The organism is Bacillus sp. FSL R10-2201 (assembly GCF_038008665.1).
GTDB classification, from domain to species: domain Bacteria; phylum Bacillota; class Bacilli; order Bacillales; family Bacillaceae_G; genus Bacillus_A; species Bacillus_A mycoides.
In genome coordinates this window covers 465746-486122 of the sequence record NZ_JBBOZP010000001.1, presented here as the reverse complement: position 1 = coordinate 486122, position 20377 = coordinate 465746, and the positions used below count along the sequence as shown (strand labels likewise).

Genomic DNA, 20377 nt, shown 5'->3' with positions numbered 1-20377 from the left:
ACTTAGAATACTACTTTTTTTCGGAAGTGGACGAAATAGTTGTGACATGTTTGTGAAATATTGAGCAAACTACCACATACATAGTGTTAACCTCATATAAAACTCTTTAGAATTAACCCTTTCTTTAATTGTATTTTTTTGGTATTCTTATATACGAGTCCTATTTTGTAATATAAGAACGATACCCATTGTAGAGCTGTAATACTCTTATCTCCTAATCTGTTATAGTTTTTATAACAGAGCAAAAAAGTGTACATACGTTGTACACTTTTTTTGTTACCACTATAAAACATCTCTTTTTCTATTTCCATCGTAAAATCCACCACGACTGTTTGTTAATGCAATTAATTGCTCTAATCCTTCTATATGATCACCAATAATTCGAAGGACAGCTGGAGGATGACCTATTTTTGCGAAATGTTCACTGGGACGAATACGGTTCATCTTATCAACATCGACACGACTTACACAAGCGATTTCAAAACCTGAAAGTACAGCTTTCACTTGTGCTACACAAGGTGACAATAATGATTTATACCCTATTTCCTTCAAACAAGTACGACTAAACGCATTAGGTACAGCAATAAGAGAGCCTACTCCTAAATCTTTTCTATCACAAGCTAAATTTAATGCATATTTAAATGCTGTTACAAGATGAAGTGGTACTCTCAAATCTAAATAATGATTTAAATCATTTAATGCGACATCCGTTCCATCTGCAATAGCTTTTGCAAAGGGATATAGCTCACTAGCTGGAATAACAAAGTCACCGTCTATAAATAAAACAATTTCTCCTTTTGCAAAATAAGTTCCAAGCGAACGCCCCACATCGTTTCCAAGTGCTTCTTTATACACAATTGTTGTTGCTCCCTTGTCTTTTGCAATTGTTGCCGTTTTATCGGACGAACCATTTACAACAACGATGATTTCAAAAGGTTCAATTTTGCGAAGCTCTTCTATAACGTTTCCAATTGTTTTCTCTTCATTTTGCACAGGAATAATTACCGATAATTGCTCTCCTTTATACAAATTAGATGTAACGCCCCATCCTTGATAAAAATCTTCAAAATTTAGAGTATGATAGACACTCTCTCTTTTCCTATTTCCATCATAATATCCTCCGCGCCCATCGCTGCCTAATATCCGCTCTGCTACAGCTTCTATATGATCACCTATCATTCGTTTTTCAGATTGAGAAAGATCCGTGCCATATGCAGCATGCTCGAATGGACGAAATTTATTTGGCGTAATAACGTCAATTGCACAATGACGACTAATTCTCCATTTACTTTGTGCTAGGCGTAGATGAGCCACAATAGGATTAACAAAACATTCGTCTCCAATACTTTGCACAACTTCCTTCGTCAGCGCATGAGGTACAGATAATAAAGAATCAATTTTTAATTCTTCACGCTCTAACATTGCATTTAATATTTGGCGCCATACTGTCACGGAGTGCGGTTTTTGTTTCTTTAAAAATAATGCGTCCAAATTATTTAAAACGATGTCCGCCTGATCATGTAAAATCGGATTAAGGAATAATTGTAATTTTGAAGTTTGAATAGCAAAATCTCCATCTACAAACAGTAATACATCACCTATCGCATGTTTTGCACCAACTGCGCGTCCAACGTCGTTACCAAGTGACTCTTTATGCTGGATTACTGTACATCCTAAGCTCTCAGCAATCGCTTCTGTACCATCATTACAACCATTTGCTACTACAATAATCTCTACTGGATTCAATGGTTTTACCGATTGAACCACATCTGAAATCGTATCCACTTCATTACATACGGGAATAATAACTGATAACGACTTAGCCATTGTTTTCTTCACGAAACCATTTAATAGTTTCTTTCAATCCTTGTTCCCACGTTACTTTCGCTTGAAACTGAACAAGTTCTCTTAATTTCGTTACGTCTGGTCTTCTATTTGGAATCTCTTCAAATCCATGTGGATATACTTTCTCAAATGGAACGTGCACAATTTTGGAAATAGACTTCGTTAATTTTTTTATATCTTCCGCTACTACCCTTATATTTTTTTCATTCTCAGAACCTATATTAATAATTTCACCATTTACCTTCTCATCCATTGCACGAATTGTTGCCTCGACCGCATCACTTACATACGTAAAGCAGCGTGTCTGCTTTCCATCTCCATACACGAGAATATCGTCACCTTGCAAAGCCGCACGAATAAATCGTGGAATTACTCCTGCGTACGGACCATCTTTCGCTCTTGGACCATAAATATTAAAATAACGAACAATCGTTACAGGTAAACCTTCTAATGCGTACCCTAAACATAATGTTTCCTCTAACGTTTTACAAATTGCATAACTCCAACGTATTTTGGAAGTTGCACCGTATAAACGATCTCCTTCTTCAGAGAATGGCGGCTCTCCCTTTCCATATACTTCAGAAGTAGATGCAAATACTACTTTCTTCTTCCCTTTTAACGCTGCTTGTAAAATATTTCTCGTTCCATCGAAATTTGTTTCAATAAGCTCTACACTTTTTTCCATTGTAGTTTTGACTCCCAAAATTGCAGCTAAATGAAACACCACATCATGTTGATTCACTAATTCATAAATTGAATTTTTATCTAAAACGCTTATTGGAATAACCCGGAGCTCTTTCATTAACTCATTATGATATTTATTTTTTCCTTTATAGAAGTTATCCACAATAGTAACTTCATAACCTCTTTTCACCAACTCTTCAGCTAAATGCGAACCAATAAATCCTGCTCCACCTGTAATTAAACATTTTTCACTCATACACTCACCTTCTTTACGATTCCACGTGTATCTATTAATCGCTCAATCCCTTTAAAAAGATTCCAATCGATACTAGAGTGATCCGTTACAATTAAAATACAATCTGCTTGTTTAATTCTTTGTTCATCTAATGGAACAGATTGATATAGTGTATCTCCAATTTTCGCTGTAGAAATATACGGATCATGATATTCTATCTTGTATCCTTCTTTTATTAATAATTGAATAATTGGCAACGCCGGTGATTCTCTCAAATCATTTACATCTTTCTTATATGCAATCCCTACTATTAAAACCGTTGCGGGTGATTGCACCACACCTTTTACTTTCCCGATTATTTTCGCTGGCATTTCTTCATTAATTACATGTGCTGCCTCAATTAATTGACTAATTACTCCAGCCTTTCTTATTCTCCATTGAAAATATAAAGGATCTACCGGAATACAGTGTCCTCCTATTCCTGGTCCTGGCCAATACGGAGTAAATCCAAACGGTTTTGTAGATGCCGCTTCAAGCACCTCATAAAAATTAATATTCAAACTTTCACAAAGTATATTTAACTCATTTACTAATGAAATATTAACTAAGCGCTGAATATTTTCAAATAGCTTACACATCTCGGCCACTTTCGGAGAGCGAACTGGAACGACTACATCAAATATAGTGCTATACAAATCCTGTACTTTTTGTTTACACTGCTCGGTTTGTCCACTAATAACTTTTGGAATTGTTTCAACTGAATACTGGCTATTCGCTGGATCAATTCGCTCTGGAGAATACCCAATATAATAATCTTCTCCTACCTTTTTACCTGTTTGAGAAATAATCGGAATGATAACTTCCTCCAGTGTACCTGGATATGTGGAGCTTTCAAAAATGAAGGTTTGTCCTTCTTGAAGGTGTTGTTGTATATAATGGGAGGCTGAAACGAGTGCACTTAAATCGGGTTCTTTATTCTCATTAATTGGCGTTGGCACAGTCACAATAACATACTCACTATTTTGGAACTCCGCAACACCTTTATCTGGTGTATTTACTATTAATTTTCTCTCGTTCAATAAATTTTGTAATACGTTAGAAGAAACATCAGGAATATAACTTTCTCCTTTAATTATTGATTCTATCTTCCTAGTATCTTTATCTAATCCAAGTACAGCATGTCCTCTTTCTGCAAAAAGGACCGCTAAAGGAAGGCCAACATATCCTAATCCAATAATGGTGACTTTACTACTAGCACTCATCTATATTCTCTTCTTCCCTTCTCAATTGTAGTATTATATCTCTATCCCTTTCTCCGTCTGTAAAACTCCCGCGCCCATTCGTATGTTGTAATAAATAAGCAATCGCCTCAAGCTGATCACCGAAAATACGATCGAATGCAGGAATTCTTCCATTTACAAACCCATGTTGCTCTGGACGTACTCGATTTGTTTTTATAACATCTACAAATTCCACTGCTGTAATAGAGCATTCTTCTAAAATAGCTTTCATTTGAGCTAATGGTGGAATGATAAGGGAATCATATCCAATTTTCTCTATTACCTTTTTATGCATAGCATGTGGCACTGCCGTTAATGAGTTGTTCCATAAATCTGGTCGTTTCGCTACCAAATTCACGAAATATTTCCCCATACTAATTGGATCTGCCGGGTGAAACATATCTAACAAACATTGCAAATCATTTAACGCCACATCATTTCCGTCTTCAATAGCATGCAAAAATGAAATTAGCTTTTTTGCCGGAATAGCAAAATCACCATCAACAAATAAACAAATATCTGCCGTAGCATGCATAGCCCCTATCGCTCGTGCTACATTATGTCCAAGTGCCTTCGCGAATTCAACTACAATAACATTCTCTAGCTTTGCTTGTTTAATTGTCTCGGCATCTGCTCCATTCGCAACAACTATAATTTCATCTACACCTGCCTTTTTCACTTCCTGTATGACAGATCTTATAGTCATTTTTTCTTCTGATACGGGTATAATAGCACTGTATTTCGCTTTTTCCTTTTGTAATAAAACTGGTTTATACTTCCCTATAAACTCTCTATCCCTGTTTCCCTCCGAAAAACCGCCACGTTTACCATATGTTTCGATTGCGTATTGCAAAGCACACAAATGATCACCCATAATACGACTAGTCGCCTTCGGATAAGGAGAACCAGGTGATGTACCCGTATGCACAGGACGAACCTTATTCGTGTGAATTACATCGACCGAAGCCATATCGGCAATATCTACTCCTCTAGACATCGCCATCGCTTGAAATAGTGCTGGATCTGCTAAATTCCACCACCCAAGATTCTCAATAACATCCCGATTCATCGCATGTGGAATTGCGATTAAAGAACCAACAACAAGCTCTTTTTTATTCAAATAACGATTCAACATGAATTTTCCAACTGTCGTATAGTGTGGTCTCATCTTTAAATAAACAGACCATGTTAAATTATTCACAACAATTTGGTGCCCTTGCTGAACTCCTTTCACGAAACGTTGTAGCTCTTTACTCTCAATAACGATGTCACCATCTAAAAACAATACAATTTCACCTTTTGCTTCTCTAGCTCCAATTGCCCTTCCTACATCATTACCAAGAGAATGTTTATAATAAATTACATGGCAACTATGCTGTAATGCGACTTCATTCGTTCCATCTGTCGATCCATTATCTACTACAATAATTTCATACGGCTTCAGCTTCTCCACTTCTACTAAAACTTGTGATAAAGTACTTGCTTCATTATGCGCTGGAATAACAACTGATATTCTCATACTTGTATCACTCTTACCCTTCCAAGCGAACATAAGCAATAATAGGAATACGCACAAGTACATCTTCAGGTGGTCCATAAGAAGGAGATGTACGAACACTTACTGCCCCGTCCGTAACAGATAAAAGAATACCTGCAACAATTTCAACAGCTGTCACAACTTGCACTAATTCACCAACATGGTTACGCAATTCATCAGTAAATAACATATATAAGTCTCCTTTCTTACACTTCTTTCATTGATATAATACTTGTAAATGGTAATAAAACTTCAGTTCCTATTCCTTCTTGCAGCGTTAAGAAATCGTCACCAACTGCTACAATAACACCTATTAACTGTCCAACTGTCACAGTAATTTCTACGTTTTTACCTAAATATTGCTTTGCAATTTCCTTAAAAGGTGATGTATTGCATTCTTTTAAAATGTTACAAATAATAGATTGAAATTGACTTGATTCTATAAACTCTTCCGTAGCTTGCTTAGAATTTCTTTGAATAAATCTCGCAAAGTTTTGTGAAAATAAAAGTCGTTCCACAGCAGGCAGTAACTTGTCATCTAAAAAATAGCCTAATTGTCTATTAAACAGTCTGGATAATTTATGCCAATATTTTCTGAACAGACACATATGCTTCTCCTCCTATTATTTTTAAAGTATAAAAATTTACATCCATACATCTTAATTTATACAAAGCAGACTTTTTTTGTGATAGGTAAGGCATACATTTTCTAAAAGAAATAATTGTTTCAGAGCATAAAAAAAGATCGATAGTTTCCCATCTGTCTTTATATATATATTAATTTTCAATTGTCACAATGGCAGCTACGCCGTAATACACAAAATTCGTTTCGCATTGCGTGCATGATGCTTATGTATACTCATAAACCTCCCATTTTCCATTTATTTCATCATCGAACCGCACATATATTTCCTCAATACAAAAAAGACTATCCAAAAGGATAGCCTCTTACACTTCAATATTCCGCAACATCGTATAAATGTCGTTATTCACTTTACCAAATGATTTAATGTTATTTTGAATGTTAGATAATAAAACCACATATACACTACCATTTTTACTAAAACCATTTAAGCAATTCCAACCTGGCATTACACCGTGATTTGAATAGCTTCCTGGATCTACATACCAGCCAAATCCGTAATCCTTTTTCACAGCTGTAAACATTTGATCATAACTCTCTTTTGAAATTAATTTTCCAGAAAAGAGTGCTTCATTAAATAAATATAAATCATGCGCGCTTGTATATATATCACCGCAACCATATAGTTGTGACATGCTCGGAATGTTAGGTGTTGTCATGTTATTATTCACTATTTTATAACCTGTCGATGGAAACCTTGTTTGCTCTAACGCTTTACCGAAACCAGAATGCTTCATACCAGCAGTAGCAAAAATATGTTGTTTAATATATTCTTCTAATGGTTGTCCACTTACCTTCTCAGCAATGTAAGCAAGTATAGAGTAGTTCGAATCTGAATACTTCCATTTCTCTCCTGGTCCTGCAATACGCTTTTGGTTTCCTATTCGTTTTATCAACTCTTCATGAGAAATATCTTCTTTTCCCTGCTCATATTCCGGAATGCCTGATGTATGTGTTAATAGATGTTTTAACTGAATGCTATTACCTTGAGGAAAGTCTGGAATATACTTTGCAACTGTATCCTCTACTTGTAACTTATTTTGATCTTTTAATTGCATAATAGCAGTCGCCACAAATGCTTTTGAAATAGAACCAATATAAAAGGTCGTCTCTGAATTATTCGGCACTTGCTTCTCTTTATTAGCCATGCCGTATCCTTTATTCACAAGAACTTTCCCATTCTTCACAATAACAGCTGTCCCACTAAATCCCATGCTCTGTAAATATTGATCCAATTGAGCGTTTTCATTAATTTCTTGAGGCGGTCCTTCAGCAGGTTTCTCTATAACTTGCGCCTGTTTTATCTGTTCTTCCTGTTCTTTTTGTTTTCTTTGTTTTTCAGCTTCTTGCCTTTTCACTTCTTCTATCTTTTTTATCTCTTCTCGCTTCTTCATTTCTGCTGCTGCTTTTAAAGTTTCTTCTTTTTTATTATGCGCAACAATTTTTGTATACATGAAATATACAAGTGAAAATAGTAGGACGAGAATGATTGTTCTTTTTATGTATACAATCGGACGACGTACTTTCCCATTAACAGTATTTTTTTCCTGATCCATGATTACCTTTTTCCCCTTATTTACCGATAATTTAATTCATCTACACAAGACTTTCTCCAAATCATTTCAGTAGATTATAGACATTCCATTCTATGTCATCCCTACTTTATCATGCGCTGAACATATTACCAACCTATATGTATAAAAAAGAAAAAGAAAATTTACAAAAGTAAGATTCCCTTTAAAATTTCAACATAATAAAAGAGGATATCCTGTAAAAGACTGGTGTTATCAATCTTTTTGGATATCCTCTTATCTAACTATTTATACGTGTTTTTTCATATCATCGGCAACAGATTCAACATTTGTACCTACGATAACTTGTACACTTGTGTTACTTAATTTCATAACGCCTTTTGCACCTGCGCGTTTTAATGCTGGTTCATTTACTAAACCTGCATCTTTCACTTGTAAGCGTAAACGCGTTGCACAGTTATCAATAACTGTTAAGTTTTCTTTTCCGCCTAAAGCTGCTACGTAAGTTTCACCAATTGAACCTGCAACTGGTGCATCACCCTCTTCAGCTAACTCATCGTCATCTTCACGACCAGGAGTTTTTAAGTCGAACTTCTTAATTAAGAAGTAGAATACTACGAAGTAAATTGCTGCGTAAATTAAACCGATTCCTGCTAGTAACACTGGTTTTGTTGCAATACCAAAGTTTAAGAAGTAATCAATTGCACCGGCACTAAATGTGAAACCATCGTGAATGCCAAGTGATGTTGTTACGAATAAAGATATACCTGTTAACACGGCATGAATACCATATAATAATGGTGATAAGAACATGAATGAGAATTCAATAGGTTCTGTAATACCAGTTAAGAATGAAGTTAATGCTAGGCCACCTAACATACCTGTAACCATTTTACGTTTTTCTGGTTTAGCAGCTGCAATCATTGCAAAACATGCTGCTGGTAAACCGAACATCATAACTGGGAAGAAACCAGTCATAAACATACCTGCTGTTTTATCCCCTGCAAGGAAGCGAGCGATATCACCATTTACAACATTACCTGCTGCATTTGTAAAGTCACCAAATACGAACCAGAAATATGTGTTCATTACATGGTGTAAACCAATTGGGATTAATAGACGGTTTAATAAACCAAATAGACCTGAACCAACTGCACCTAAATTAACAATTCCATGAGCTAATGCATCGATACCATTTTGAATTGCTGGCCAAATTTGTGCGAATAGAATTCCTAATATTAGCATTACAACCGATGTAACAATCGGAACAAAACGTTTTCCAGCAAAGAAACCTAACCATTCTGGAAGTTTAATTTTATGGAATTTATTATAAAGGAATCCTGCTATAACACCGACAATAATACCACCTAAAACTTTCATATCCACTTTAGTCGATAATTCGGCTGCCTTAGATACTTGTGTCATTGTATCTGCAAGCTTAGATGGATCTACATTTGCGCTATTTCCTATTAAATCTTGGACTTTACCTAATTTATCTTGTAATTCTGCAGTAGAATATCCCTTACTAAGTGCATCAATACTGTTTTTCATAACTAGATAACCAATTGCACCTGCAAGACCTGCTGCACCACTACCATCAACTGAAAGACCGATTGCAATACCAATTGCAAAAATAAGTGCTAAATTATCAAAAACCGCTGCGCCGGCCTGTGCCATAACAGGAATATTAAATACATCTGGTTGCCCTAAACGAAGCAATAATCCTGCTGCTGGTAGTACGGCGATTGGAAGCATTAACGCTTTACCAATACGTTGTAAAAACTGCAACATCTTAATTCCCCCTATCAAATTTATGAAATCGTTATCATTATAAGTACGCTTTAGAAAACGCTTTCTATTTACATAACCATAATAACATATAGTTGTATAGATGTGTAGTTTTTATTTCCGAACTTTTTATGGATAAATCTCCTATTTCCAAACTGTTATATAAAAGGAAAATTTTCCTTTTATAACACGGAATAATCGAAACTGAAGACTCACTATAGAACATTCAACTTTCGTTTTATCATTCCACTTTTTCATGTTATTATTTATTTCCGAGCATATCGGGAAAAGTAAACTTAGCTAATTCGAAATAGGAGCGTTGGTACTATGCAGTGCATTGAAACAAACAACTTACAGCAGTTGTTAGAACAAGTAAAACCATATACGAAAAAAGGAAAACTTGCTACTTATATCCCCGAACTAGGAAATGCAAACCCAAATGATCTAGGGATTGCCATTTTCCATAAAGAAACAGAATATATCCATGCTGGTAACTCACAAACACTATTTACTCTTCAAAGTATTTCTAAAGTAATTACACTTGCTCTTGCCCTTTTAGACCGTGGTGAAGAATATGTATTTTCTAAAGTTGGAATGGAACCAACTGGTGACCCATTTAATTCTATTATTAAGCTTGAAACAACAAGTTCTTCCAAGCCTCTTAATCCAATGATTAATGCGGGTGCATTAGCTATTACAAGTATGCTAGCTGGTAATGATAACGAGGAGAAGATGGAACGCATTCTTCAATTTGTGCGTGATATAACAGACAATCCTACTATTAGTTATTCTTCTAAAGTTGCCACTTCTGAATTAGAAACAGCTTACTTAAACCGTTCTCTTTGTTACTATATGAAACAAAATGGCATCATCGATAACGATATTGAAGAACTTATGGATTTATATACGCGTCAATGTGCAATTGAGGTTAACTGTATCGACCTAGCACGTATTGGTTTAATCTTTGCAATGGATGGATATGATCCTTATAAAAAGAAACAGATCATCCCTAAACATATTACGAAAATTTGTAAAACATTTATGGTTACTTGCGGGATGTATAATGAATCTGGTGAATTTGCAATTCGTGTTGGAATCCCTGCAAAAAGTGGTGTAGCGGGCGGCATTTTCGGCTGCGTAAAAGGCGAAATGGGAATCGGTATTTTCGGACCAGCTTTAGATGCAAACGGAAATAGTATCGCTGGTTTTAAAATTCTTGAATTACTTTCTGCCCAAGAAGGTTGGAGTATGTTTTAATTTAGAAGTTATCCTGCTATATTGGCAGGATTTTTTATTTCACAAAAAATCCGTTCTACTAGGCATCAACACAATTCAAAAAACAGTAATAAAAGTTCTCTTTATTATGCATATTTGCTCCCCCCTCCTGAATAATATAGTACAACCTAGCGCTGTATGTGGAGGTGTAAAAGATGAAACTCATATTTCAAATGGAGAAACAACCTGTTCTCGAAAAAACAATTCTTCTTTTTATATTGAGTATTGTAGAAAGTTTGAAACTAAAAGTTGTTTCACTCGATGAATCTCACCGATACATATTCAATTTAGAAGTGCTTGAACTATTAATGGATCGGAACATCGATGATCAAGTATTAGAACTTATTCATTTCGGAATGGGACTTGAAGACATTTACCATGTACTTCCCGAAGAACTTGAGCATAGTATTGAAGAACTGAAATGGCTTTGTATTCAAGTTTTAAGTGAGTACAGTATGCATGATGAAGAATGTGCACAACTAATTGAAGATATACGCTAAAAAGCACCTATGCAGGTGCTTTTACTTTTTTAAACCTTTTTACACCAAAGATTTGTATAATACTTACAATCTTTCATTACCGTGAAAAGATTTCACGTCGATATATGCAATTTTTTAGTGTATTTCCAAGGAAATACTCGAATACTGTTTTCCCTATCCTTCTTACAACAATTGATCAATTCCAATAAGAATTAATAACACACCTGCAATTATAGTTGCCCATTTCCCTAAGTATTCAGCTAAAAATCTTTTACCAACATACGTAAAACCACTAATACAAATAAAACTAAAAACTCCAGAAATACATGCCGTAAGCCAAAGATTTAAATTTGTTACTCCAGCATCAAATCCACCTGCAATATTGTTTATGGACAATGCAACTCCTAAAACAATTGCTTCAGAAAAACTAATTGTTTTAGAACCATCAAAATCTGCTTTTTCTGGATCACGTAAAACCCCCATAAGTACACTACTATCTTTAGATTCTACGGTATCTTTTTGACTCAAGAAAGGCTGACATAAAATAAACACCCCGATTATTCCTAAAACGACTGCTCCAATAATGTTTGCTGTGAACTCTGAAATAAATAATGCGATCCAATTCCCAAAAAATCCAGCTAGTAAAGTAAATAAAAATCCAAAAAATGCGATGATAAAATTGTTAAGCCACGAAATTCGAATTTTACGAATGCCATATGCAATCCCAACACCTGCATTATCTAAATTAGACGCAATCCCGATTAAAAAAATTGAAAATAAACCTGCCGTACTCATCGTACAGTCACCCCTTTTCTCACTTTTCGTTGCATATTATGAAAATGTTGAGCAACTGTGCCTGTCTGTTTCATATACTTGTAATAAATGCTCAACATTTTTTCAACGATAGACAATAGAAAAGGAGTGCCTACATTATGCCCAATGGAAATCCAAATGAGCGGCTCGGTAAATTAATAAAGAAACTGTTAAAGGAGCGTGCTCTATCTATGCGCCAACTAGGAACACTTACAAATATTGATCCTGCAACAATTTCAAGAATAATTAATGGCAAACAACAACCGAAGCAAAACCATTTACAAAAATTCGCAAACTGTCTACAAGTTCCACCGCAATTATTACTTGATGAAATGTACCCTAACTCTCCACACATAAATAAGGAAAAAGCAGATATGTACACATCTCTCGATACAATTCAACAAACATTACAATCCTCTAACCTATTCGACTTCGAATACACAACAACTCGTGTAAAACAAGAACTTGAAAATTACGAGCGCTATGCTCAAACTACTGAAGGCGAAAAACGTATTCACGAGAGTTTCAAAAGTAAAATAGAACAAATTGATAGTGCTGGTCCTTTCATTGAGCAATTAACAAATATGTACCAACAATTTTGTACAGAAACCATTTCAACCGAAGAGCGTGCAATTATTGGGGGTGCCTTACTATATTTCATTTTATCAACAGACATTATCCCCGATTATCTTTTTCCAATCGGCTATTTAGATGATGCGATTGCCGTTGAATTAGCTAAAGAGAAATTAATTGAAATAAAACGAAAAACATAGAAAAATAAAGAACTATTTCAGTTGTTTATGTTCAACTCTGAAATAGTTCACTAAAAAAGCGTACAAGTACATACCTGTACAATTTCAATATACTAATCTATTTTTTTGTATGACACCATTCATATATGAACGCTGTTATTACTTTTGTAAATTCAATTAACTGCTCAACTTCAACTTTCTCATTTATTGAATGAGCTTCTTCTAATGTACCTGGTCCGTAAATAACAGCTGGAATGTTAAACTCACTAAACCATCCGCCATCAGTTACCGTTGCTGACATATCTAAAATTGCATTTTTAGATAAAATAGATTCATGTACTGAACTTAGCGTTTTGACAGCAACATGTTCGCTATCTACTTCTAAAGAAGGAAAAATTTCGCCACGATCCACAATCATTGATTCTCCGCCCCACTTAAATTGTGGTGGGTTCTCTCTTAACCATGGATCTGCTGCTGCCACTTTTCCTAAATACTCTTCTATTTCTTCTATTATTTGTTCATGCGTTTCATTTGGATAAAAATGTACGGTTATCCACAATCGGCACTCATCCGCAATAAATGCCGCATGACGTCCTCCTTCAATAACAGCTGGATTAATTGTTGTTGTTCCAGATGGATAGCCTTCATATGTTTTCATGACTGCCCAATGACGCTCTAATTCTTGTAAGCTTTGGACAATCTTCATCATTTTCTCAATCGCACTCGCTCCAAATAGACGTCCTCCAGCATGGATCATTTGTCTACGTGTTGCATCATGAAACGTTTGCGGGCTTTTCACTGTAATCCATCCAGTAATTACGCCGCCCTGCCCTTGCATATGTAAATTACTTGTATCAACTACTACTGCAAAATCAGCATCATAACCACGCTTACAACATTGAAGTGTCCCTGCTTCTCCTACTTCTTCGCCAATTACCGATTGAAAAATTAAATCTCCAGGTAATTCAATCCCCACTTCTTCTAAAAGCTGAATAGCAAATAAGGCTCCAGCTAGTCCACCTTTCATATCTGCCGCGCCTCTCCCAACTAACCAACCATCTTTTATAAACGGCTCAAACGGCTTTGTTTCCCACGGTTCGTCCTTTGATACTTCTGCAACATCTATATGTCCATTAATAATGAGACTTTTATGTGACTCACTTGCTGTCCCCTTTTTCACTCCAACAACATTCGGATCATTTGGATATACATCCCATTTATCAATACTAAAATTTCGTTTTTTTAGAAACTCCGCTACAAATTCTTGCGCCCCATTTGTATTTCTTGCTGGTGGTGCTGGTGTTTCAAAACGAATTAAAGTTTTTGTAAGTTCTAGTAGCTCCTCTTTTCGTAAATCAATCTGTTCTAATAGCTGTGAAACTTCTCGATTCATTGCTAATTCCCCTTTGCATACGTAGTATGTTTCCAGCTTTATTTTTACAAAAAAAGAGACTGTTTACAATCTTACAGTCTCCAAATTAATCACTATTATAAACTTTCTAATTCGGTTGTATTTGTCTTTTCAGTATGTTCTACTTTACTTCTCTTATTTCTAGTAGCACGATAAAACAGTAAACAAACAATCATAAATGGAATACCACAATACAATGCCATTCTTTGTTCTGGAATAAAAGCCATAGCTACAATTACTGTTAAATTTAACACTAAAGCAAGAATTGGAACAAATGGATACAGTGGTGTTTTAAATTTCAAATCCTTAATATCTCCCCCTTGCTTCACGTATGTCCTTCTAGCTAATAGGTTAGATAAAGCAATAGATGCCCAAACTAATATCGCTCCAAACCCAGCAATAGAAAGAAGCCATAAATAAACTGTATCTTCCGCATAAATACCTGATAGTAATGAGAGACACCCTACAAACGTACTTACAATCAATGCATAAATAGGAACACCGTTTTTAGATAACTTACCAAAAATCGGGCTAATCATTCCTTGATTAGACATAGACCATAGCATACGGGAAGTTGCATATAATCCTGAATTCGCAACTGATAGTACAGCTGTAATAATAACGAAATTTATAATATCAGCCGCATAAGGAATACCAATTTTATCAAATACAACTACGAATGGACTTTCTATCACTCCTGCTTGCTGCCAAGGAAATAGTCCCGCAAGAATAAAAATAGATAGTACAAAGAAAATAAGTATGCGCCAAACTGTATTATTAATTGCCTTTGGGATAGTTTTCTCTGGATTTTCACTCTCACCAGCTGCAATACCAACTAGTTCTGTTCCTTGGAAGGAAAAATTAACTGCAATCATCGTAATTAAAATGGCTGATAACCCATTTGGGAACAATCCACCATAATCAGTAAAGCTAGAAAACATCGGCGCTGGTTCATTTCCTTTCATATCTAAAAAACCAAACATTGCTGCCCCGCCCAAAATGATAAATGCAATAATTGTAATTACTTTAATACTTGCAAACCAGAATTCAACCTCCGCAAAACTTCTTGAAGATAACGCATTAATAACAAAGAGCAATACGGCAAACACTACGCACCAAATCCATGATGATACATCTGGAAACCAACGTTTCATTAATATACTAACTGCAATTAATTCAATGCCTATCGTAGCCGTCCAGTTTAGCCACGACATCCATCCCACTACATAACCCGCTGCAGGTGAAATATGTTTTGTAGCATATGTTTGATACGATCCTGCATCAGGCATCGCAACCGCTAACTCTCCAAGACAGAGCATCGTTAAATACATAACAAATCCACCGACAAGATACGCTACAATCGCTCCTCCAGGTCCAGCTTCATGAATTGTATAACTGGATCCTAAAAAAAGCCCAGTACCAATAACCCCTCCGAGTGCAATCATAAATATGTGCCGACTTTTCAATTCTCTTTTTAATCCCTGGTTTTGATCCATCATATAAATCCCCCCTTTTCACTTTGCAAACCCATTTAATGTAAGCGTTTTTAAAATTCTTCATAGTAAAAATAATTATTTAAAAGAGCAAAAATACATACTACTTATATTAATCACTACCTGTTATTAAAAGGTCATCCCTCACTGTTATTAATAGTTTTTGATCAGCGATAGCTTGTCCTTCTACCACTTCTAATGATTCGATATAACCACTGATTCCCACTTTAATTTCCACCTGCTGCTTATCTATTGTTTCAATTAACGCTAATTTTTCCCACTCATATACGTAAGAACTTTCAGTAACAAATAATTTCTCTACTTTCCCGTAACAAGGACTATACACGCCTTCTATAACCGTCTTCACTTTATAAATTCCTCCCTCTTATTAATTGAAACTGAAACGTTGCATACACTATAAAGATTCATAATCCCCCTACTCTTTAAATTTAGAGATCTTAACTACTATTCATGCAAAATACGTACCAACCTCAATACCTATGTAAAATTAGTATTTCTTACGAAAAAAATCTGCATAACCGCAAAAATTTTCTATCATTTGAAAATTTTTAAGAGAAAATAGCAAAAAAATTTTGCGATTTTATGAGAATTTTAATAAAATTATAAAAAGTCAGTCTTCATAGGGTATAACGAGGAGAAGATAATACATGCATACAGAAGAAATCAATTTTAAAAAGATTATTGAAATGAATGTGCTATACGAAACTTTACTCAATGAACTAGATATTGGGATCCATATTATTAATGAGGAAAGTAAAACGATTATCTATAACCGTAAAATGATGGAAATTGAATCAATGGATCGCTTAGATGTGCTAGATAAAAATCCTTTAGAAGTATTTGCATTTGAAGAAAATAAAAATAGTACTCTTATAGAGGCTTTAAAACTTGGAAAAACAAACAAAAATATAAAACAAACGTATTTTAACAATAAAGGACAAGAGATTACGACGATTAACGATACTTTTCCTATAATAGAAAATGGAAAAATTAAAGGCGCTATTGAAATTTCAAAAGAGATTAGTCATTTAAAGCAAACAATGAAAACGAACCTTTCTCGAAAACAAAATACTAAGTTTACCTTTGATCACATAATTGGTGATTCTAGAGCTATTCAATCGGTCATTACAGAAGCAAAGAGAGTAATACGTACGCCATCCTCCATACTTATCATCGGGGAAACAGGGACCGGTAAAGAGCTATTTGCGCAAAGCATCCATAATGAAAGCCAGCGTTCAACAAAACCATTTATTTCGCAAAACTGTGCCGCTATACCAGAAACCTTAATGGAAAGTTTACTATTTGGTACAAATCGAGGTGCTTTTACAGGAGCAATAGATAAACCTGGTTTATTTGAAGAGGCAAATGGGGGAACTTTGTTATTAGATGAAATCAACTCATTAAGCCCAGCACTTCAAGCTAAATTGCTGCGGGCTATACAAGAAAAAACAATACGAAGAATCGGAGGCACACAAGAAAAAGAAATTGATGTTCGTATTATAGCAACTATTAATGAAGATCCTCTTGAAGCCATAGCACACAATCGATTAAGACAAGACTTATATTACCGATTAAGCGTTGTTACTTTATGTCTTCCACCTTTACGGGAACGAAAAGAAGATATTGCATATCTTGTTCAACACTTTATTGAAAAATACAATATCCAATTTGATCTTAGCGTAAAAGATGTAGATTTAAACGTAAATAACTTCTTCTATAAATACGATTGGCCTGGTAATGTGAGAGAACTAGAACATATAATTGAAGGCTCCATGAACTTAATAGAAGATGAAGATATCATTACAGCGTTCCATATGCCAACGCACTTTCGCGAACTAGCAAAAAAGGAACTGAATATGCAGACTCCGCTAACTAGTCACAATACTGATACGCCACAAACTTTAAAACGTATAATCGAAGAAGTGGAAAAGAAATATATCCATCAAATTCTTAAAGAAAATAAAGGTAATATCTCACAAGCCGCAAAATTTTTAGGATTGAGTAGACAAAACTTACAATATCGAATTAAAAAATTGCACTTACACATATGAAATGAATCTTTCTCCAAGCGTAAAGAAACTGGTAAAATATGTTATAATAAACGTATAATATGCTAGAAAGGGGCAATGTATATGAGTAATGATAAGAAGTTGAAGTTATTACACTACTTAGGTCTTTTCCCTACCATTCTATGTATAATACTATTCATTGATATGAGCAGCTTTCCTCATGCAAAGCTCTTAGGCACAATTAGCGGCTCCTTTGCAGCTATTATGCTTGCTGCTTTTTGGAATTTGAAGCTACGTATGAAGAAAGAGAAATCTTCTTAATTTCAGAGTGCAAAAAAATCGAGCCTTATCAGCTCGATTTTTTTTACTTATTATTAAAATTCAACATTCTCCAAATACAATCCACTCGCCTCAGCAAGACAATTAATTTGATTACGTTGTTTTTCCTCTAAAATGTTTGGAATTGCGTCCGCCTCTAATTGCCCTAATCCAACTTCAATTAATGCTCCAACAATTTTCCGCACCATGTTATGAAGGAATCCGTTACCACTTACTCTAATTTGTACAAATCCTGATTCTTCGGAAACATCAAGTGTATACACTTCTCGAACCATAGATTTTTTCTTAGACTTTGCATTTGAAAAGGCAGTGAAGTCATGTGAACCAACTAAATGTTTCGCAGCTTCTTTCATGCTTTTCACATTTAATTGTTTATTCACGTGCATGCTGTATTTACGCATAAATGGGTTCGTATGCTCTTCATTCCAAATTTTATAAAGATATGTTTTTGCTTTAGAATTGTAACGAGCATGGAAACGATCTGGTACTTCTTCTACACTCGTAATACTAATATCATTTGGTAAATATTGATTTAAATACTTTTTCACTTTATGTTCTACTAACTTCTCATCACTTTGAAAGTTAGCTACTTGATTCAAAGCGTGTACACCAGCATCCGTTCTACTACAGCCGATAATTTCAATTTCTTTTCCGACCATTTCAGATATTATACTTTCGATTTTCCCCTGAATCGTATTGTCATTATTACCAAGACGTTGCCACCCTTTATAACGCGCACCATCATATTGAATCGTCAATTTATAATTGTTCATTATATTCTCCTTACTTCCATTCGCTAAATAAAATATACCCTCACATAGCTCCTGCTTTGTGAGGGACATATCCTTATTGAATGTTACTTTCTAACAAGTTTCACTACATTTTCTACATGCGCAGTATGCGGGAACATATCAACTGGTTGTACATACTCCACTTCATAGCTCTCCATTAATGTTTCCACATCACGTGCTAATGAGGAAGGGTTACAAGACACGTAAACAACTTGTTTCGGTTTCACTTTTAAAATCGTTTCAAGTAATTTATCATCACAACCTGTACGCGGTGGGTCGACAACAATGACATCTGGACGCCAGCCTTCTTTTACCCACTTTGGTAACCATTGTTCCGCTTTACCAGCTTCATACTTTGCATTTGTGAATCCGTGGCGTTTTGCATTTTTCTTTGCATCTTCAATCGCTTCTGGAATTACATCCATACCACGTACTTCCGCTGCATCATTCGCAAGCCAAAGTCCAATCGTACCGACACCACAATACGCATCCACAATCTTCTCGTTTCCTGTTAAAGCAGCTGCTTTTTTCGCTTCATCGTATAAAACAACTGTTTGTTCTGGATTTAATTGGAAGAATGCGCGTGCTGATAATTCAAATGATAAATCACCTAGTGTTTCTTGAATTACTTCTTTTCCAGCTAATTTAAATGTTTTATCACCGAAAATAACAGATGTTTTACGCCAGTTTACGTTTTGCATAATTGATTTAACACTTGGCATTTGTTTTTGCACTTCTGCGATAAATTGATCTTTATTTGGTAATTCTTCTTTTGTTGTAATAAGTGTGACTTGCACTTCCCCTGTTTGAACTGCAGTACGTGTCACAATTGTGCGTACTAAACCTTTTTGTTTTTTCTCATTGTAAATAGAAACATTTAATTTTTCTAATATACGTCTTACAACTTTTGTCGCTTCATTCGTTGCTTTATGCTGAATCATGCAATGAGAAATATCAATTAACTGATGTGAGTTTTGCTTATATAACCCTGTAATAACCTTTTCGTCTTTACGCCCCACTTGCAATTGACTTTTATTACGATAATGCCATGGATTTTCCATACCAAGCGTCGGACGAATTTTCTCTTCCAGACTGTTATTCATGTACTTCTCAAATGCTTGTACAACGATATCACGCTTTTGATTTAATTGTTCTTTATAATCTAAATGCTGCAATTGACAGCCACCACACTCCTCATATACTGAACATGGTGCTTTCACACGATGTGGTGAGGATTTACGAACTTTTTTCACTTTCGCTTCAGCGAAGCCACGCTGAATTTTCGTTGCTTCAGCAACAACTTCTTCTCCTGGTAATGCCCCTGGAATGAAAACAACTTGTCTCTTAAAATAACCAACGCCTTCTCCGTTAATCCCAAGACGTTTAATTGTCACAGGAAACGTTTGACCAACTTCCAACTTACTCTCTTGTTGCTTTTGTATCATTATTA

Annotated in this window: 20 protein-coding genes; 5 read left to right on the top strand and 15 right to left on the bottom strand. The window is 35.2% G+C overall.

Annotated elements, in window-relative coordinates; genetic code table 11:
* Nucleotides 1-92 precede the first annotated feature (92 nt).
* The 9 genes from NSQ69_RS02495 to nagE form a co-directional block, all read right to left on the bottom strand.
* The gene (locus tag NSQ69_RS02495) at nt 93-311 is read right to left on the bottom strand and encodes a hypothetical protein (RefSeq protein ID WP_002125049.1); all 219 of its coding nucleotides are present in this window, start codon (nt 309-311) and stop codon (nt 93-95) included.
* Entirely contained in the window at nt 283-1827 is a 1545-nt protein-coding gene (locus NSQ69_RS02490) for a glycosyltransferase family 2 protein (protein ID WP_002166984.1), read from the bottom strand. The genes NSQ69_RS02495 and NSQ69_RS02490 overlap by 29 nt, the downstream gene beginning before the upstream one ends.
* A complete protein-coding gene (locus tag NSQ69_RS02485; protein ID WP_002166985.1) occupies nt 1820-2785 on the bottom strand; it encodes an NAD-dependent epimerase/dehydratase family protein in 966 nt (321 codons plus the stop codon). The genes NSQ69_RS02490 and NSQ69_RS02485 overlap by 8 nt, the downstream gene beginning before the upstream one ends.
* On the bottom strand, nt 2782-4026 hold the full coding sequence (locus NSQ69_RS02480; protein ID WP_002125044.1) for a nucleotide sugar dehydrogenase: 1245 nt from the start codon (nt 4024-4026) through the stop codon (nt 2782-2784). The genes NSQ69_RS02485 and NSQ69_RS02480 overlap by 4 nt, the downstream gene beginning before the upstream one ends.
* The gene (locus NSQ69_RS02475) at nt 4016-5563 is read right to left on the bottom strand and encodes a glycosyltransferase family 2 protein (protein ID WP_059037362.1); all 1548 of its coding nucleotides are present in this window, start codon (nt 5561-5563) and stop codon (nt 4016-4018) included. The genes NSQ69_RS02480 and NSQ69_RS02475 overlap by 11 nt, the downstream gene beginning before the upstream one ends.
* A gap of 13 nt (nt 5564-5576) precedes the next feature.
* Complete coding sequence (locus NSQ69_RS02470) at nt 5577-5771, bottom strand: hypothetical protein (RefSeq protein ID WP_002029614.1); 195 nt, start codon at nt 5769-5771, stop codon at nt 5577-5579.
* A 16-nt stretch (nt 5772-5787) separates the two neighbouring features.
* The gene (locus tag NSQ69_RS02465; protein ID WP_002125041.1) at nt 5788-6189 is read right to left on the bottom strand and encodes a hypothetical protein; all 402 of its coding nucleotides are present in this window, start codon (nt 6187-6189) and stop codon (nt 5788-5790) included.
* Nucleotides 6190-6529: 340 nt separating this feature from the next.
* Nucleotides 6530-7780 (bottom strand): serine hydrolase domain-containing protein, encoded by a 1251-nt coding sequence (locus tag NSQ69_RS02460; protein ID WP_002132176.1) that lies wholly within the window; start codon nt 7778-7780, stop codon nt 6530-6532.
* Nucleotides 7781-8044: 264 nt separating this feature from the next.
* Nucleotides 8045-9547: an N-acetylglucosamine-specific PTS transporter subunit IIBC gene (gene nagE / locus NSQ69_RS02455; RefSeq protein WP_003187209.1), complete on the bottom strand. Its 1503-nt coding sequence runs from the start codon at nt 9545-9547 to the stop codon at nt 8045-8047.
* Between the two features lie 324 nt (nt 9548-9871).
* Here nagE and glsA point away from each other — a divergent pair, with 324 nt between their 5' ends.
* The gene (gene glsA, locus NSQ69_RS02445) at nt 9872-10801 is read left to right on the top strand and encodes a glutaminase A (RefSeq protein WP_002029606.1); all 930 of its coding nucleotides are present in this window, start codon (nt 9872-9874) and stop codon (nt 10799-10801) included.
* A 173-nt stretch (nt 10802-10974) separates the two neighbouring features.
* Nucleotides 10975-11319 (top strand): DUF3969 family protein, encoded by a 345-nt coding sequence (locus tag NSQ69_RS02440; protein WP_002125038.1) that lies wholly within the window; start codon nt 10975-10977, stop codon nt 11317-11319.
* 162 nt (nt 11320-11481) lie between these two features.
* Here the strand turns inward: NSQ69_RS02440 and ytaF are convergent, their stop codons facing one another.
* On the bottom strand, nt 11482-12093 hold the full coding sequence (gene ytaF, locus NSQ69_RS02435; RefSeq protein WP_002125037.1) for a sporulation membrane protein YtaF: 612 nt from the start codon (nt 12091-12093) through the stop codon (nt 11482-11484).
* Nucleotides 12094-12230: 137 nt separating this feature from the next.
* Between ytaF and NSQ69_RS02430 the strand changes: the two genes are divergently transcribed.
* Nucleotides 12231-12884: a helix-turn-helix domain-containing protein gene (locus NSQ69_RS02430; RefSeq protein ID WP_002029602.1), complete on the top strand. Its 654-nt coding sequence runs from the start codon at nt 12231-12233 to the stop codon at nt 12882-12884.
* A gap of 97 nt (nt 12885-12981) precedes the next feature.
* Here the strand turns inward: NSQ69_RS02430 and NSQ69_RS02425 are convergent, their stop codons facing one another.
* The 3 genes from NSQ69_RS02425 to NSQ69_RS02415 all read right to left on the bottom strand — a co-directional run bounded on the left by NSQ69_RS02425 (nt 12982) and on the right by NSQ69_RS02415 (nt 16134).
* Nucleotides 12982-14256, bottom strand: coding sequence for an acetylornithine deacetylase (locus NSQ69_RS02425; RefSeq protein WP_002169222.1), 1275 nt, complete (start codon nt 14254-14256; stop codon nt 12982-12984).
* A gap of 95 nt (nt 14257-14351) precedes the next feature.
* Nucleotides 14352-15773: an amino acid permease gene (locus tag NSQ69_RS02420; protein ID WP_002125032.1), complete on the bottom strand. Its 1422-nt coding sequence runs from the start codon at nt 15771-15773 to the stop codon at nt 14352-14354.
* Between the two features lie 106 nt (nt 15774-15879).
* Nucleotides 15880-16134 (bottom strand): biotin/lipoyl-containing protein, encoded by a 255-nt coding sequence (locus NSQ69_RS02415; RefSeq protein WP_002010281.1) that lies wholly within the window; start codon nt 16132-16134, stop codon nt 15880-15882.
* Between the two features lie 301 nt (nt 16135-16435).
* On the opposite strand from NSQ69_RS02415, the gene NSQ69_RS02410 reads away from it, so the two are divergent.
* Nucleotides 16436-17839, top strand: coding sequence for a sigma-54 interaction domain-containing protein (locus NSQ69_RS02410; RefSeq protein WP_002186862.1), 1404 nt, complete (start codon nt 16436-16438; stop codon nt 17837-17839).
* A gap of 81 nt (nt 17840-17920) precedes the next feature.
* Nucleotides 17921-18118 (top strand): hypothetical protein, encoded by a 198-nt coding sequence (locus tag NSQ69_RS02405; protein ID WP_002125029.1) that lies wholly within the window; start codon nt 17921-17923, stop codon nt 18116-18118.
* Nucleotides 18119-18171: 53 nt separating this feature from the next.
* Here the strand turns inward: NSQ69_RS02405 and truA are convergent, their stop codons facing one another.
* Together truA and rlmD are read right to left on the bottom strand one after the other, a co-directional pair.
* The gene (truA, locus tag NSQ69_RS02400) at nt 18172-18909 is read right to left on the bottom strand and encodes a tRNA pseudouridine(38-40) synthase TruA (RefSeq protein WP_002125027.1); all 738 of its coding nucleotides are present in this window, start codon (nt 18907-18909) and stop codon (nt 18172-18174) included.
* A gap of 83 nt (nt 18910-18992) precedes the next feature.
* The gene (rlmD, locus tag NSQ69_RS02395; protein ID WP_002029595.1) at nt 18993-20372 is read right to left on the bottom strand and encodes a 23S rRNA (uracil(1939)-C(5))-methyltransferase RlmD; all 1380 of its coding nucleotides are present in this window, start codon (nt 20370-20372) and stop codon (nt 18993-18995) included.
* Nucleotides 20373-20377: the final 5 nt, after the last annotated feature.